The following is a 15,941-nucleotide window of genomic DNA, read 5'->3' as shown; positions in this document are numbered from 1 at the left end:
GGTGGGTTGTCAGAACGCGCGTTGCTGGCGGCGGAATTCCACCATCCGCTCCTGGGCGCTGATGGCTTCGCTAAGCGTACTGATGGATTCGCCCGGCAGCAGCTCGATGAGGCGGGTGAATATCTCGGCCGTCGTCAGTGAATCCCCCAAGGCCGTATGTCGTCCGCCGACACCCACGCCGAGCCGTTCGGCTACGCTCTCCATCGTGTGCTCGCCGGTGTGGTCGTGCAACAGGATGGAGAGCAGCAGCGCATCCAGTGTGGGGTTGTCGAACCGCACATCGCAGCGGCGCTGCTTGAGTCGCAGAAAGCGCATATCAAAGGCGATATTAAAACCGACCAGCACGGCATCGCCCGCGTAGGCATGGAACCGCCGGACGACTTCCTCGACCGGCGGGGCGTCGGCGATGTCCTCGTCGCTGATGCCGTGAATGCTTGTCGCAAGCGCCGGAATGGGTCGGCCCGGATTGGCCAGCAGTTCAAAGGTTTCGCCGTGCATCACCTGGCCACGGTGAATGCGGACCGCCCCAATGGAAACGATCTCGTCGCCCTGGCTTGGGGCGAGCCCTGTCGTCTCACAGTCGAAGACCACGTAATCCAGGCTTGCCAGGCTCGCTTCGGCCTCCGCGCCCAGCGGGCGAACGGGTTCCGTATCCTCGACAGCGAAATCATAGAACTCCGGACGCGCCGGGACGATTTCGGTGGTGCGCACCTTTTCTGGCGCGCCCGGCAGCGGCAGCCGCAGAAGCGCTCGACCGGTGCGTGACAGATCCGGCTGGCTCCATGCCGTCGTGTCATGTCGCTGCAGGACCTCGCGCAGCGTGACGGTCCCACCCACGTCTTCGAGGCCGGCATCCAGCCATTCATCGAGCTGATCCGGTGCAACGACGTCACCCGACAGTTCATTTCCAGATAGACGAGGCTGCCTTCCTCGCGTCCCGACAGGGCGACGGCCGATACGCCGAGGTCCGTGACGAGCCGCGCCATCAGGGCCTCAACAACCTGGCTGAGCAGATACGGCTCGGCGGATACCCAGACGTCGGCTCGACACTGAATGCGTGGCAGGGCGGCGCTGTCGCCGGTCTGCTTGATGCCATCCACCAGGCTGCCGAGATGAACGTCTTCCAGGCGCCAGTTATCGGTGACGACGGACATGGTCTCGGTGGAGAGCGCCTTGAAGCCCGCGGTCAGTCGCTGTGTCTCTTCACAGACCATGTCACTGAAGCGCGCCGCGTCCTCGGCCATGTCGGCAGCCTGAGCCAGTCGCAGACTTTCACTGGCGGTGTTGAGGCTCGTCAACGGGTTGCGCAGGGCCTCCACGGCTTCGCGCAGGCTCTGCTCGCGACGCAGGGCAGAGCGTGTCTGGCGTGAGACATCCTGTAATGTCATCACGAAGCCGGCGGTATCGGGATCATCGGTGACAAGGCGTGCCACCCGGCAACGCAGCAATCGCTCGCCACTGGCCGTTGCGCAGACCAGCTCGGCATCGGCGGCTGCCTCGGTCCCGCCCTCGCCCGGCTCGAGCAGGCGCAGCGTGTGTCGCAGCGGCCCCTCGTTGAGGACCTCGTTGATATTTCGGCCGAGGCCCAGCGCCGGCTCGGCACTGAGGAGCTCGCGCGCGGTTCGGTTGTAGAGGCTGATGCGTCCGTCGGGTCCGCAGACAAGCACCCCTTCGCGGATCTCTCGGAGGATGGTCTCCAGGCGGGTCTTTCTGGCCTCGATTCGCGTGGTCCATGCGGCGGCCGCTTCTTCCAGTTCCCGACGGCTGCGGGCGACAGCGCCACCGAGCTTCTCAACCGTCTCCGGGAGTCGGCCGAGCCAGTGATTGCCGTTTATCTCCACGCGGTGACCGGGGTTGGAAGTAGCGATGATGCCGGCGCCACGTTCGGTTGCCACCAGGGGCCGACCGATGTGTCGGTCGATAACGAACCCGGCACCCAGAGTGCCCAGTGCACCGGCAACGGCCGCCAGCAGGGGGTGAACCGGTACCAGTAGAATGATGGCAACCAGCTCCAGGGTCGCCAGACCGACGATGGCCAGCCAGAGCCGTTTTCGCAGCCGGGGGAGCCGGAAAGCCCGCACCCTCAGGCAGCCTCTCGGAGCAGCTCCTGCACCCGGCCCAGGATCGCCGCGGGATCGAACGGCTTGACGACGAAGTCGGTGGCACCCAGGGATAGTGCCTTCTCGCGCTCTACCTGCAGGCTGCGGGTGGTCAGCATGAGAACAGGGAGATGCTGTAGCCCCGGTCGGGCCACCAGGGCCTGGCACAGATCGTAGCCGCTGCGGTCGGGCAGGCTGGCGTCGATCAGCGCCAGGTCTGGCCGCGTCCTGTCGGCAGCGGCCTCCGCCTCGGCATAGGTGCCGGCCAGGGTCACATTGAATCCGGCATGGCCTAGCAGGAACTGAAGGGCGGTGGCGAGGTTGGATTCGTGATCCACGAGTAGAATATTCTTATACATGACAATCCAGCATCAGCGATGCTGCCTCCTCCTCGTTTTAGTTCCAGTATAGGCTATTACGGTCGGGGTTTGTCGAGGTACTCTGTCGACCGAAGCGGCTGATTTTTCCAGGAGACGCGCATGGTTGGCGCCAACGCGGGCACCGATGCCACGGCCGTGGGCCGGGAGTTCCTCAAGGATAACGCCCCGTTCGACCGGCTACCCAAAGGCCTCCAGCGATACTTCCTCGAGCATTGCGAACTCCGCGACTACACCGCCGGGACGGTCATCCTCGAGCCGGCCGCGGGCCGGGCGCCGCACTTCTATGTGATCGTTGAGGGTCGGGTCGATGCCGAGCGGCCGGGCGGTGGCGAATCCGGCGTGGAGCGCTTTCAGCTCGAGACGGGCGAGAACTTCCCCATGGCTGCGATGATCGGTCAGCGGGCGACGCGAACGGTCTACCGGGCCGGCACCAATGTGCGCTGTCTGCGGCTGGCGCGCTCGGCATTCGAGCATCTCATCAGTGAGAGCGCCGTTTTCCGTGATTACTGCCTGCGGGGCGTGAGCAGCCTGCTCGACCAGGTCCAGCAGGATATCCAGCAGCATGCCGCCGGCAATCTAGGCGGCGATTCCACCCTCGATACGCCGCTTGGCGATCTCATGAAGGGTGACCCGCTGACCTGCGCCCCGGGTACACCGGTACGCGGGGCCGTGGAGGCGATGCATGAGCGCAAGGTGGGCAGTGTGCTGGTCACCGATGATGATAACCGTCCCAGGGGGATCTTTACCCTGCACGACCTGCGTGCCGTGGTGGCCGGGGGCAGTGACCTTGATGAGCCGCTCAGCACGGTCATGACCGGCGATCCGTTGACCCTCGATACCGACACCTACGCCTTTGAGGCCATCGTCGAGATGGCGCGGCATCGCATCCGGCACATGATCATCACCGATCATGCGGGACGGCTTGCCGGCGTGATATCCGAGCGGGACATCTTCGCGCTCCAGCGCATCAATCTGGTTCACCTCACCCGCTCGATCACGGGTGCCGAGGGCGTTGACGCCCTGGTCCATGCCCGCAGCCAGGTGGGCGCGCTGATTGACAGCATGATGGCCCATGGCGCGGGCGTGGAGCAGATCACACGGATCATCACCCTCCTGAATGACCGAACGGTCACCCGTGCCATTGAACTGGTGCTGGAAGAGCGGGGGGATCCTGGCGTGCCATTCACCTGGATCGCTTTCGGCAGTGAGGGGCGCAGCGAGCAGACGCGGGTGACGGACCAGGATAACGGCATCCTGTTCGATCCGGGTGCCGAGTCGCCGGAGACAGTCCGGGAGCGCCTGCTGCCCACGGCCTGGCGTATCAATGAGGTGCTGGATGCCTGCGGGTTCACGCTCTGCACCGGCAATGTCATGGCCAGCAACCCCAATCTCTGCCTCAGCCTGGCCGAGTGGGAGGACACCTTCCGCGGCATGGTCGGCAGCGCCACGCCGGAGAACCTGCTCAACTCCACGATTTATTTCGATTTTCGTCCGATCTGGGGCGATCTCGCCGCGGGTGAGGCCCTTCACCAGCGGGTGGTCGAAATCGCCGCCGGTAACAGTGTCTTCCTGCATACCCTGGCGGGCAACTGCCTCGCCATCAAACCGCCGCTGGGCGTCTTCCGCGACTTCGTAACGGACAAGGACGATGACGGCGTCAACCGGCTCGATCTCAAGGTTCGGGGCCTGACGCCCTTTGTCGATGCGGCACGGGTCATGGCGCTGCAGGCCGGCATCGTTGAATCCAATACGCCGGCCCGTTTCCGTGGCCTTGTAGAGGCCGGGGTGCTCAGTGCCGAGGATGCCGGGGCCTTCGAGCGCTCGTTCGCCTTTGTGCAGCTGCTGCGCATGCGGGAGCATCAGCGTCAGGCAGCGGCGGGCGAGGCCATGGGCAACCGGCTTGATCCTGATGAGCTCAACCCGATGGATCGCCGGATTCTCAAGGAGGCCTTCCGCGAGGCCCGTAGGCTACAGAAAAAACTCGAGCTGCGCTTTCAGCTCTAGGGCGGGCCCTGCGTCCCAACGAGTGACCCCGCCGCGCCATTAAAAAGCCCCGGCACCTGACGGTGACCGGGGCTTTCGAGTTTAGCGGCTCGGTGCGTCATTCCATCGACGCACCGCACCGTCAGTCTCAGCTCGCGCGTGGCACGCGGATGCTCTCCACCAGCTCCTGGATATCCTTCGGCGGCGGTGCCGTCGCACGGGATACCAGGGTGGCCACAACCACGTTGATCAACGCGCCGATGGCGCCAATGGCCTGTGGCCCAATACCCATGAACCAGTGCTCCGGCGTGTCCGGCAGCGTGTTCGTGCCCGGGATGAAGAACCATCCCTTGTAGGTGAACACGTAGATCAGGGTGAAGGTGAGGCCCGAGAGCATGCCCGCGATGGCCCCGGCACTATTCATGCGGCGGCTGAAGATACCGAGCATGAGGACCGGGAACAGCGAGGATGCCGCCAGTCCGAAGGCCAGTGCCACGACCTGTGCCGCAAATCCTGGTGGATTCAGACCCAGGTAGCCGGCTACAAGGACCGCTGAGCCCATGGCGATTCGAGCGGCTAACAACTCGCTCTTTTCACTTATCCCCGGGTTGATGACACCCTTGATCAAGTCATGGGATATCGACGAAGAGATTGCCATAAGAAGGCCTGCTGCCGTAGACAGCGCCGCTGCCAGGCCGCCGGCCACCGTTAGCGCGATCACCCAGTTGGGCAACTGCGCGATCTCCGGGTTGGCCATGACCATGATGTCGCGGTCGACGGTCAGCTCGTTGCCTTCCCAGCCGTACTCCGCAGCCGTCGGGGCAAAGGCCGGGTTATTCGAGTCGTAGTACTGGATACGGCCGTCATCGTTCTTGTCCTCCCACTGGAGGAGTCCGGTCTCCTGCCAGCGCGAGAACCAGCCCGGCACATCCTCATAGAGGAGGTTGCCGTCTTCCGACCCGATCGGGCCCGGCTGAACCGTATTGATCAGGTTGTAGAAGGACATGGCGCCGACTGCCGGGGCCGTCGTGTAGAGGATGGCAATGAAGATCAGCGTCCATCCAGCGGACAGGCGGGCATCCCGCACCCTCGGCACCGTGAAGAAACGCACGATGACGTGAGGCAGGCCCGCCGTGCCGATCATCAGCGACATGGTCAGGAAGAACATGTTGAGCATGCTTCCCTTCATCGCCGTGTACTGGGAGAAGCCGAGATCCACCAGAATGTTGTCCAGCTTGTTCAGCAGGTACGTGCCATCCGAGACGGTACCGCCCAGTCCGAGCTGGGGCAGCGGATTGCCGGTGATGGCCAGCGAGATGAACACCGCCGGAATGGTATAGGCGAAGATCATGACGCAGTACTGGGCGATCTGCGTGTAGGTGATGCCCTTCATGCCGCCGATGACGGCATAGAAGAAGACGATCGCCATGCCGATGAAAAGCCCCATCTCGTAGCTCGTCTCTAGGAACCGCGAGAACGCGACGCCGATGCCCTTCATCTGCCCGATCACGTAGGTGATCGAGGCGACGATCAGGGCGATGACGGCGATGACGCGGGCGGTCTTGGAGTAGAAGCGGTCACCGATGAACTCGGGGACCGTGAACTTCCCGAACTTGCGCAGATAAGGCGCCAGGAGCAGGGCCAGGAGCACGTAGCCGCCGGTCCAGCCCATCAGGTAGACCGACGCGTCATAGCCCAGGAAGGCGATGAGGCCGGCCATGGAGATGAAGGAAGCCGCGGACATCCAGTCCGCCGCGGTGGCCATGCCGTTGGCAATCGGGTTGACCCCTTTGCCCGCGACATAGAATTCGCCGGTGGTGCCGGCCTTGGCCCAGATCGCGATACCGATGTAGAGCACGAAGGTGGCGCCGACGATCAGATAGGTAGTGAGTGCCAGATCCATGTCGAATTCCCCTCGTTATTCTTCGTGCACGTCGTATTTCCGATCCAGCGCATTCATTTTGAACACGTAGACGAAAATCAGGACGATAAACGCATAAATGGCGCCCTGCTGGGCGAACCAGAACCCGAGGGGGTAACCAGCGATTACGATGCTGTTGAGTGCCGGGGCGAGAATGATACCCAGTCCGTAGGAGACGACAAACCAGATGATCAGCAGCGTGATCAACAGTCTGACGTTCTCCTTCCAATAGGCGATTGCCGCCTCTTCCTTACTTGAAGCCATGCTTTAGCTCCTCCTGCAGATGTCACACCGGTGGCAGTGTCCGATTGACCTGCCGCCTTGTTATACGACGAATCCGCGTCCGTCTGCCTTAACCTGATGCAAGAATCGTGCAATCCCGCGTCGCCGTCGAGATCCCCGATTGTCCCGGCTCTTGCCCGCGCGGTGCAGATCCTGGACATGAATTCGTTACCAAGGGTAACGTCGAAGTGTGACGGACGGTAACGACGGCGGCCGAATCGGCCGCCGTCATCGGATCCGCTACTGATTGGCGCGGTTGGTGATGAGCTCATCCACCACCGTGGGATCCGCCAGCGTGCTGGTATCCCCCAGGCTGTCGAGCTCGTTGGTCGCCACCTTGCGCAGGATGCGGCGCATGATCTTGCCGGATCGGGTCTTGGGCAGACCGGGTGCCCACTGAATCACGTCCGGTTTGGCGATCGGACCGATTTCCTTGCGCACGAGGTCGGTGAGCTCTTTGTGGAGCCCATCGTTCGGCTCCACGCCCTTGACCAGCGTGACATAGCAATAGATGCCCTGGCCCTTGAGATCATGCGGATAACCCACCACCGCGGCCTCGGCCACGGCGTCATGCAGCACCAGCGCGCTCTCGATCTCCGCGGTCCCCATACGGTGTCCCGAGACGTTGAGCACATCGTCGACGCGGCCGGTGATCCAGTAATAGCCATCCTCATCCCGGCGGGCGCCGTCACCGGTGAAATACTTACCGGCGTAAGTGGTGAGGTAGGTGTTCATGAAGCGCTCATGGTCGCCATAGATGGTGCGCATCATGCTGGGCCAGGCACGGGCGATACAGAGGTTGCCGTCGGTCGCGCCCTCGAGGATGTTGCCCTCGTTATCCACCAGCTGCGGTTCGACACCGAAGAAGGGCAGGGTGGCTGAACCCGGCTTCAGATCGATGGCGCCGGGCAGCGCCGAGATCATGATGGCGCCGGTCTCCGTCTGCCACCAGGTGTCAACGATGCGGCAGCGCTGGTCGCCCACTACGCGGTAGTACCACTCCCAGGCCTCGGGGTTGATGGGCTCGCCCACGGTGCCGAGGATGCGAAGGCTCTTCCGGGAGTACTTCTTCACCAGCTCCTCGCCCTGGCCCATGAGTGAGCGAATGGCCGTTGGCGCGGTGTAGAAGATGTTGACGTTGTGATCGTCGATGACCTGCCAGAAGCGGCCGGCGTCGGGGTAGGTCGGCACGCCCTCGAACACCAGGCTGGTGGCCGCGTTGGAGAGCGGGCCGTAGACGATATAGCTGTGTCCGGTGACCCAGCCGACATCGGCGGTGCACCAGTAGACCTCACCATCGTGGTAGTCGAAGACGTACTTGAAGGTCATCGATGCCTGGAGCAGGTAGCCACCGGTGGTGTGGAGCACGCCCTTCGGCTTGCCCGTGGAGCCGGAGGTATACAGGATGAAGAGCGGATCCTCGGCATCCATCTCCTCGGGCTCACACACCGGTGACGCCTCGGCGAGCGACTCCTGGTACCAGATGTCACGATCGGGATTCCAGCTCACCTCGTTGCCCGTATGACGGACCGTGACCACGGTGTGGACGGTATCCAGCCCGTCGATGGCCTTCTCCACGTTTTCCTTCAGGGGAACGGGCTTACCGCTGCGCAGGCCCTGGTCGGCGGTGATCACCGTCCGGCAGTCGGCATCCTCGATCCGGTCGCGCAGTGCATGGGGCGAGAAGCCGCCGAAGACGATGGAGTGCACCGCGCCGATACGGGTGCAGGCCAGCATGGCGACCACCGCTTCCGGGATCATCGGCATGTAGATGGACACGCGGTCACCCCTCGACACGCCGCGATCCTTCAACACATTGGCGAGCCGGCAGACTTCCTCATGGAGCTCGCGGTAGGTGATGTGCCGGGTGTTGCCGGGCTCATCACCCTCCCAGATGATGGCGTTGCGGTCACCATGGGTCTCCAGATGACGATCCAGGCAGTTGTAGCTGACGTTCAGCCTGGCACCCTCGAACCAGCGGATCTGACCCTTGCCGAGGTCGTTATTGCTCACCCGGTCCCATTTCCGGAACCAGGTGATGAACTGCTCCGCCTGTTCACTCCAGAACGTGTCCGGGTCATCCAGCGACTGCCGGTACATCCGATCGTATTCTGCGCGGGTGAGCAGTGCGTGCTCAGCGGTCTCCGGCGGTACCGGATACTGTTTTTCTGCGGCCATGCCGTTTTCTCCTCCTAGGTTACCGAATGTAACGTCCTGTATCGGGGCGCGCCCCCTATCCTGCTTGGCGTCGACGCTGGATTCCAAGCCGCTGGCGTTTCTCCCACAGCGCCTTGCGGCTGATGCCCAGGCGTCGGGCAAGTTCGGTCTCGGTGAGTTCCCCCTCGTGAGTGCGCACGAATTCCCGAAAGTAATCCTCAAGCGAGAGGTTCAGCGCATTGTTATCGGCCGGTGCCGTCCGACCCGGCAGTGCCAGATCATCCGTCGTGACAGTTCCGCCATCAGCGAGGATCACCGCGCGTTCTATCACATTCTCAAGCTCGCGGACGTTACCTGGCCAGCCATGATCCATGATCTGCCTCAATGCTTCTTCACTGAATTCCATCGCCGGACGATTCAGACGTCGACACGCCTTTTCAAGCAGGAATCGAGCCAATTCCGGTATATCCTCGCCGCGCTCACGTAGCGGTGGCAACCGTATTTCCATGACATTGATGCGGAAATACAGGTCTTCGCGGAATTGTCCCCGGCTCACCAGTGTCTGCAGGTCGCGATGGGTGGCTGCCACCAGGCGGATGTCGACCTGCCGCGAGTGGGATGCCCCCACGCGCCGAATCTCCGCTTCCTGGAGCACGCGCAGCAACCGTGCCTGGGCAGCGGCGGGGAGCTCAGCGATCTCGTCGAGGAACAGCGTACCGCCGCTTGCCGATTCGACGAGTCCCTCCCGAGTGGCGTCAGCGCCCGTGAACGCCCCTTTTTCATGGCCGAACAGCTCCGCTTCGATCAGCGATTCCGGGATGGCGGCGCAATTCACCGCGATGAGGGGACCGTCGCGGCGATTGCTCTGCTCGTGCAGCGCGCGGGCCACCAGCTCTTTGCCGGTGCCCGATTCGCCCAGGATGAGGACGGTGGTGTTGGTGGGCGCCACGCGGTCGACACGCTCGAAGACCTGGCCCATCGCGGGGCTGCGACCGACGATGCCGTTGACCGGATAATCGGCATTGACCTGGGCGCGCAGCGCAGCGTTCTGACGCTGCAGCGCATGCTCCCGCAGGGCCCGGTCGACGGTCAGCCGGAGCTCCTCGTTATCGAACGGCTTGGCGATGTAGTCGACGGCACCGCGGCGCATGGCGTCCACCGCCGAGCGGATGCTGGCATAGCTGGTCATGATGATCACGGGGACCGGCCCGGCCTCGTCGATGACCTCCATGCCGCTGCGCCCGGGCAGGCGAATATCCGCGAGAATAAGGTCATGGTTGGCGAGGGGGCCCTGGTCCAGTGCCTCCTCCAGCGACTCGGCGGTGCTCACGCCCATGCCATGGCGCGACAGATGGCGCTGGATGGCATCCCGGATGATGGTCTCGTCCTCGATGATGAGTACTTCAGCCATGGATTGGCTCAACCTCCGTGTCGATGATCTGAGCGCGTGGCAGGCGGATCATGACCTCCGTGCCGCCACTGCGGCCGCGTCGTGGCTGGATGCGCAGACTGCCGCCGTAGTTGGTGATGATGTTCTGGGCAAGCGCCAGACCGAGGCCGGTACCGTGGCCAAGGGTCTTGGTCGTGAAGAAGGGCTCCAGCACCCTGTCGCGGATGCCAGAGGGTATCCCGTGCCCCGTATCCAGAATACGCAGGGTGACCGCGTCGCGCTGCAGCCGGACCGCCGTGGCGATCCGCCCCCCGGGATCGCAGGCATCCACGGCATTGCTGTAGAGGTTCACCAGCACCTGCACGAGACGCTGGTGATCGGCCATGACCGCAACGTCGCCCGGCAACTCCGGGCTGAAAATGATCCCACGGGAGCGGGGGTTGAGCCGGACCAGGCGCTCGGCTTCCTCCACCACCGGCCGCAGGGCCGTGGCCTGGGGTCGGGTCGAGGCCTCGCCACGACCGGCATGCGCGTAGTCCACCAGTGTCTGGACGATATGGCTGATGCGTTCGGTCTGCTCGAGTATCTGGCGGGCATGATCATCGGCCCGGTCCTCGCGCAGTTCCTGGGCCAGGCAGGCGATGCCGGTGATGGGGTTACCGATCTCATGGGCGACGCCGGCCGCCAGACGGCCGATGGAGGCCAGCCGCTCGCTGTGCGCCAGCTCGTTCTCCAGGCGCTGGACGTCGGTCACATCCTCCATGAGTAACAGCCGGTCACCATTCAGGGTACCCGCCGGGTCTCCGATCATGGCCTTGTGCAGGCTCATCCAGCGCGTGCCGCCGGCGAGCATCACCGGCCGCTTGTAGGCATGGCTTTCATCCTCGTCGGCAAAGCCCTTGAGTAACTCACCCCAGGGTTCCGGTAACTCGGCAACGGCTTGCCCCAGTGCGCGACCGGCGCTGATTGCTGTCATCTGGTGCATGGCCGGGTTCCAGCGGGCGATCCGGCCGGCCGGCGTCACCGCCACGACTCCCAGTGGCAGGTCCTCGAGGATCTGGCGATGATAACGCCGCAGGGCATCGAGTTCCGCGGCGATTCCGCGGAATCCGCCCCGAGCCTGTTCGAGCCGCTCTTCGATGATGCGTACGTTCTGGGCAATGGCACCCCGGCTGTCGGCATCCAGCCGCAGGCACTCGTCGACGATATCCCGCGCCAGAACCGGTCCCATCATGCCGGACAGGTTGCGCCGGATCTGTTCGCGTAACTGCTGCAGCCGATCCGGTCGGTTTTCCGTCCAGGCCAGTTGCAGGTCCTCGAGGCCCTTGGCGACCTCGGCCCGTGCGGCCGGCAGACCGGTCACGGGCGCCAGCTGATCGACCATCTGTGTCGGGGACTCGGCAATCACCGAACCCGCGGGGATTCGGGTGCTGACCTCACGGCAGGCAGAGGCCGCCTCGCTCTCGCGCGGATCCTGGCGGGTGATCAGGGAAACCGCGGTGAACACCAGGGTATTGGCGGCTACAGACCAGAAGGCGAGGGCGCCGAAATGGGCTGCCGACTGGGCGACGCTCAGATCCAGGCCAATGATGCGGATCGGACCCATGGTGCTGAGCGCCGGGAGCAGACCTGCCACGCCCCAGATGACGCCACCTGCCACGAGGCCACTGACGAATCCCTGACGAGTCGCGCCGGGCCAGTAGAGTACGGCCAGCACACCCGGGACGAGCTGGGCCATGGCGAGAAACGAAATCAGCCCCCAGGAGACAAGCCCCTCGGTCCGCTCGAGGCTCAGGTAGAAGAAATAGCCCGCGGCGATGACCGCCGCGATCAGCGCGCGCCGCGTCCAGCGCAGTGTCTGGTAGAGATCCTGTCGACCGGTGATCCGCATCACCGGCAGCACCAGATGATTCAGGCACATCGAGGAGAGCGCCAGTGTCGAGACGATGATCATGGCGCTCGCCGCGGAGATGCCTCCGAGGTAGGTGAACAGCACCACGGCCGCCGATCCGCTCTCGCCGGCAACGCCGAGCACGGTGTAATCCGCCGGCGTCGACAGCCCCAGTGCCTGCCCGGCCCACAGAATGGGCGGGATGGCCGTCGCCAGCAGAAGCAGGAAGAGCGGGAAACCCCAGCTCGCCGTGCGTAGTCCCTGGTCCTGGAGGTTTTCGGTGAAGAGCATGTGAAACTGCCGGGGCAGGAGAAATGCCGCGGCGAAGGCGAGGAAGATCAGACCGGTCCACTCCGGGGCGTCGGCGCCTGCATGGAAGGCCTCCAGCCGGTCGGGGTGGTCCGCCAGCCAGTCCCCGAGACCGGCGGGCCCACCAAAGGCAAGCTCGATGGCCAGCCAGGCCACCAGCAGCAGCGCCGCAAGCTTGACCAGCGATTCGAAAGCGATCGCAGCCACCAGGCCACTGTGTTTTTCGCGCGGCGTGACATGACGCGCGCCGAAGATGATGGCGAATACCGTGACCATGACACAGAACACCACGGCCACCAGATGGGGCGGGGAGTCGCCACTGAGCACCTGCGTGGATTCGGACACCGCCCGGATCTGCAGGGCCAGATACGGGAGGCTGCCGGTGAGCAGCATCAACGTCACCAGAATCCCCGCGGCCCGGCTGTCGAAACGGAATGCGAAAAGATCGGCAATGGATGTGAGCTGATGGCGGCGGGTAAGCCGCAGGAGTGGCATCAGCAGTACCGGCGTCAGGGCGAAGGCGAGGGTGACCCCGATGTAGATCGTGGCGTAGGTGAGGCCGGCGTTGGCCGCAAACCCGACGCTGCCGTAGTAACTCCAGGTGGTGGCGTAGACACCGAGCGAGAGTACATAGACGGCTGGATGCCGGACGAGGGTCTCCGGAATCCAGCCCCGCTCGCTGGCATGGGCGATGAGAAAAAGCAGCGACAGATACGCGATCGCGGCGATGAAAAGCCCGGCGAGACTAAAGGTCATGTCGTCCCCGCCGGCCGATGCTGAGGGCGATCAGCAGGATGAATCCGAACCATGCCACGAAGGGCATGTACCAGGGCGGTGTTCGGTCCAGCCACCAGATCGTGAGCGGTGAGACGAATAAAACGAGCCCCACGCCCAGCAGAAAAAGGCTGACCGATCCGTTGGTCGCACTCGGTTTGGGCATTGCTCTCCTCCCCAACCTGTTACCAACGGTATCACAGGCCGCGCGGCTGTCGTTATACCCGCACCTCGGAAGATCGGGGGATATGCGCTGGCCGCCAATGGGCGACTGCCCAGGCGAGCACTTCCCCAACCGGCGCGCCGGCGATTTCCGCTGGCGGCGCCTGACCGAGAAAGGTCAATGCGTCCATGAGCGTGCCCCCCGGATCGGTCAGATCGGCCGGCGCAGCACCATTGGTCTTGCTCAGCTTATGGCCGCCGGGGCCGACGGCGATCGGCAGATGCAGATAACGGGGTGTCGGAAGGTCAAGCGATCGCTGGAGGGCGAGTTGCGGGAAGGTTGCCGGTAGCAGGTCGCCGCCGCGGACCACGTCAGTGACCCCAAGGTCGCCGTCATCGACCGCCATGGCGAGATGGTAGGCATGCAGGCCATCGCCCCGGCGAATGACGAAATCGCCAATGCAGGAGGCGGGCTCCAGTGACTGCTCGCCTGCATGGCGATCGTGGAAGGACAGTTCGCCGGGCGCCATGGCGAATCGCCAGCTACGGGCGCCGCGCCCGGCCGGCAGGCCATCCCGGCAGGTGCCCGGATAGATCATCCCGGCCGGGCCCACCGAAGCGACCGCAGCGATCTCGCGGCGGGTACATGCACAGGGGTAAGCCAGGCCAGCGTCTCGCAGGCGCTCCAGGGCATCCTGGTAGTGGTCACGACGCGGCGCCTGGTACTGGACCGGGCCGTCCCAGTGCAGGCCGAGTGTCTCAAGCGTACGGAGTATGTCCGCTGCGGCATCGTCACGGGCACGGCCGCTGTCCACGTCATCGATCCGCAGCCGCCATGTACCGCCGGCGGCCCGGGCATCCAGGTAGCTGGCCAGGGCCGCGATGACCGAACCCTGGTGCAGCGGACCCGTGGGGCTCGGCGCAAACCGCCCGATGTAGGACTCACCGCTCATGGTGGGCATGTTAGCGCATCCGCGTCATCCCGCTGCCACGGTTGCTACACTGCGGTTTTCTGGGCCAACCTTTAGGGTCATCGTGTCGCTCCCGCCGCTTTCCGCCCGCAGTCATCGCATTCAGCCGTTTCATGTCATGGCGCTGCTCGCCCGCGCCCGCGAGCTTGAGGCGCGTGGCGGCGATATCGTGCACATGGAAATCGGCGAGCCGGACTTTCCCACCGCCGGGCCGGTTCGACTCGCCGGTGAGCAGGCCCTGGCCCACGGGCATACCGGTTATCTGCCGGCGGCGGGTCTGCCGGCGTTACGGGAGGCCATCGCTGGCCACTATCGGTCACGCTACGGGCTGGACGTGGATGCCGGGCGTATTCTGATCACTCCGGGCGCGAGCGGCGCGTTGGTGGTGGCACTCGCCATGCTGGCCGATCCCGGCCGCAATGTCCTGTTGCCCGACCCGGGTTACCCCTGCAATCGCAATTTTGTCGAGCTGGTGGACGCTGTGCCCCGAGCCGTACGGGTGGATGCCGGGACCGATTACCAGCTCACGCCGGGTCTGGCGGCCGAAGCCTGCGATGATGCGACGGCCGCCATGGTGATTGGCTCGCCGGGCAACCCGACCGGCACGCTGGCCAGTGCGGCTGACCTGCAGGGCCTTGCAGCGCTTGGGCGGCGCCGCCACATCGGTCTGATCGTCGACGAGATCTACCACGGCCTCCACTATGGAGAGGACCCGGCGCAGGCCGTGGCGCATGCGCCGGACGCGGTGGTGGTCAACAGCTTCTCGAAGTATTTCGGCATGACCGGATGGCGGCTGGGCTGGATGGTGGTTCCGTCCGAATGGGTGCCGGTCGCGGAGAAGCTCATGCAGAACCTGTTCATCAGCGCTTCGACACCGGCGCAGCATGCCGCTCTTGCCTGCTTCAGTGACAGGGCGCTGGAGATCTTCGAATCCCGGCGCGAGGCGTTCCGTCAGCGCCGGGACTTCCTCCTGCCAGCGCTTCGATCGCTGGGATTTCATATCCCGGGAGATCCCGCCGGCGCTTTCTATCTGTACGCCGATGTCTCATCGCTGTGCGATGACAGTTTTACCCTGGCCGAGGATTTACTGGAGCGGGCTGGCGTCGCGGTGACCCCGGGACTCGACTTCGAGCGCACTGCCCCGGAACGCCACCTGCGTTTTGCCTACACCACCGACACTGACCGCCTCGCCGAGGCCGTGGAACGCATCCGCGCCTTCTTTGCCGCCGGCAGCTAGCGCGAAGCGGGCACGCCACACACCTCGGAGCGGGTCAGGAAGCGTTTGCCCTCGGGCGCCTCCAGCGAGAAGCCCGAGCCTCTTCCCTCGACGACATCGATGATCAGGTTGGTGTGGGCCCATAGTTCATACTGATCGCCGCCGATGTAGAACGGCTCACCGGCAATGTCACCCAGGTGAACGTCCCGGGCGCCAATGCGAAATTCATCGCGGGGGTAGCACATCGGCGCACTGCCGTCACAGCAGCCGCCCGACTGGTGAAAGACCAGCGGGCCGTGGCGTTGCCGCAGCTCCCTGACCAGCGCTTCCGCAGCCGGTGTGGCGCTGACCTTGGCTTCTTTTTCCACCATGAGACTCTCCTCCGACTGTTGAGCAGACGCCGGCC

At 64.4% G+C, this 15,941-nt stretch carries 13 protein-coding genes; 2 read left to right on the top strand and 11 right to left on the bottom strand.

The features are described 5' to 3' along the window. Positions 1-9: 9 nt before the first annotated feature. From V6X30_RS05190 to V6X30_RS05180, 3 genes are read right to left on the bottom strand one after another with little or no spacing between them, the layout of a single operon-like run. The gene (locus V6X30_RS05190; protein ID WP_367983581.1) at positions 10-591 is read right to left on the bottom strand and encodes a 3'-5' exonuclease; all 582 of its coding nucleotides are present in this window, start codon (positions 589-591) and stop codon (positions 10-12) included. Next, on the bottom strand, positions 498-2,081 hold the full coding sequence (locus V6X30_RS05185) for a PAS domain-containing protein (RefSeq protein ID WP_367983580.1): 1,584 nt from the start codon (positions 2,079-2,081) through the stop codon (positions 498-500). Before V6X30_RS05185 ends, V6X30_RS05190 begins: the two co-directional genes overlap by 94 nt. A 2-nt stretch (positions 2,082-2,083) precedes the next feature. Beyond that, the gene (locus V6X30_RS05180) at positions 2,084-2,458 is read right to left on the bottom strand and encodes a response regulator transcription factor (protein WP_367983579.1); all 375 of its coding nucleotides are present in this window, start codon (positions 2,456-2,458) and stop codon (positions 2,084-2,086) included. Positions 2,459-2,578: 120 nt separating this feature from the next. Here V6X30_RS05180 and V6X30_RS05175 point away from each other — a divergent pair, with 120 nt between their 5' ends. Next, a complete protein-coding gene (locus V6X30_RS05175) occupies positions 2,579-4,483 on the top strand; it encodes a putative nucleotidyltransferase substrate binding domain-containing protein (protein ID WP_367983578.1) in 1,905 nt (634 codons plus the stop codon). Between the two features lie 127 nt (positions 4,484-4,610). Here the strand turns inward: V6X30_RS05175 and V6X30_RS05170 are convergent, their stop codons facing one another. The 7 genes from V6X30_RS05170 to gluQRS form a co-directional block, all read right to left on the bottom strand. Continuing rightward, a complete protein-coding gene (locus tag V6X30_RS05170) occupies positions 4,611-6,365 on the bottom strand; it encodes a sodium:solute symporter family protein (RefSeq protein ID WP_367983577.1) in 1,755 nt (584 codons plus the stop codon). 15 nt (positions 6,366-6,380) lie between these two features. Then, entirely contained in the window at positions 6,381-6,647 is a 267-nt protein-coding gene (locus V6X30_RS05165; protein ID WP_367966918.1) for a DUF4212 domain-containing protein, read from the bottom strand. Between the two features lie 258 nt (positions 6,648-6,905). Then, positions 6,906-8,843: an acetate--CoA ligase gene (gene acs, locus V6X30_RS05160; protein WP_367983576.1), complete on the bottom strand. Its 1,938-nt coding sequence runs from the start codon at positions 8,841-8,843 to the stop codon at positions 6,906-6,908. 55 nt (positions 8,844-8,898) lie between these two features. Then, on the bottom strand, positions 8,899-10,233 hold the full coding sequence (locus tag V6X30_RS05155; protein WP_367983575.1) for a sigma-54-dependent transcriptional regulator: 1,335 nt from the start codon (positions 10,231-10,233) through the stop codon (positions 8,899-8,901). Next, the gene (locus tag V6X30_RS05150) at positions 10,226-13,168 is read right to left on the bottom strand and encodes an ATP-binding protein (RefSeq protein WP_367983574.1); all 2,943 of its coding nucleotides are present in this window, start codon (positions 13,166-13,168) and stop codon (positions 10,226-10,228) included. The genes V6X30_RS05155 and V6X30_RS05150 overlap by 8 nt, the downstream gene beginning before the upstream one ends. After that, on the bottom strand, positions 13,158-13,352 hold the full coding sequence (locus tag V6X30_RS05145; protein WP_367983573.1) for a hypothetical protein: 195 nt from the start codon (positions 13,350-13,352) through the stop codon (positions 13,158-13,160). Before V6X30_RS05145 ends, V6X30_RS05150 begins: the two co-directional genes overlap by 11 nt. A 52-nt stretch (positions 13,353-13,404) precedes the next feature. Then, positions 13,405-14,310, bottom strand: a complete 906-nt coding sequence (gluQRS, locus tag V6X30_RS05140) for a tRNA glutamyl-Q(34) synthetase GluQRS (RefSeq protein ID WP_367983572.1) — start codon at positions 14,308-14,310, stop codon at positions 13,405-13,407. Positions 14,311-14,383: 73 nt separating this feature from the next. On the opposite strand from gluQRS, the gene V6X30_RS05135 reads away from it, so the two are divergent. Beyond that, on the top strand, positions 14,384-15,556 hold the full coding sequence (locus V6X30_RS05135; RefSeq protein WP_367983571.1) for a pyridoxal phosphate-dependent aminotransferase: 1,173 nt from the start codon (positions 14,384-14,386) through the stop codon (positions 15,554-15,556). On the opposite strand, the gene V6X30_RS05130 is transcribed toward V6X30_RS05135, so the two are convergent. After that, complete coding sequence (locus tag V6X30_RS05130) at positions 15,553-15,906, bottom strand: DUF779 domain-containing protein (protein WP_367983570.1); 354 nt, start codon at positions 15,904-15,906, stop codon at positions 15,553-15,555. The genes V6X30_RS05135 and V6X30_RS05130 overlap by 4 nt on opposite strands. Between the last annotated feature and the right edge of the window lie 35 nt (positions 15,907-15,941).

It is taken from the genome of Spiribacter sp. 1M189 (assembly GCF_040838345.1).
Classification (GTDB): Bacteria; Pseudomonadota; Gammaproteobacteria; order Nitrococcales; family Nitrococcaceae; genus Spiribacter; species Spiribacter insolitus.
Note: the sequence above shows the minus strand (reverse complement) of the source record. Positions and strands in the feature narration are given on the sequence as shown.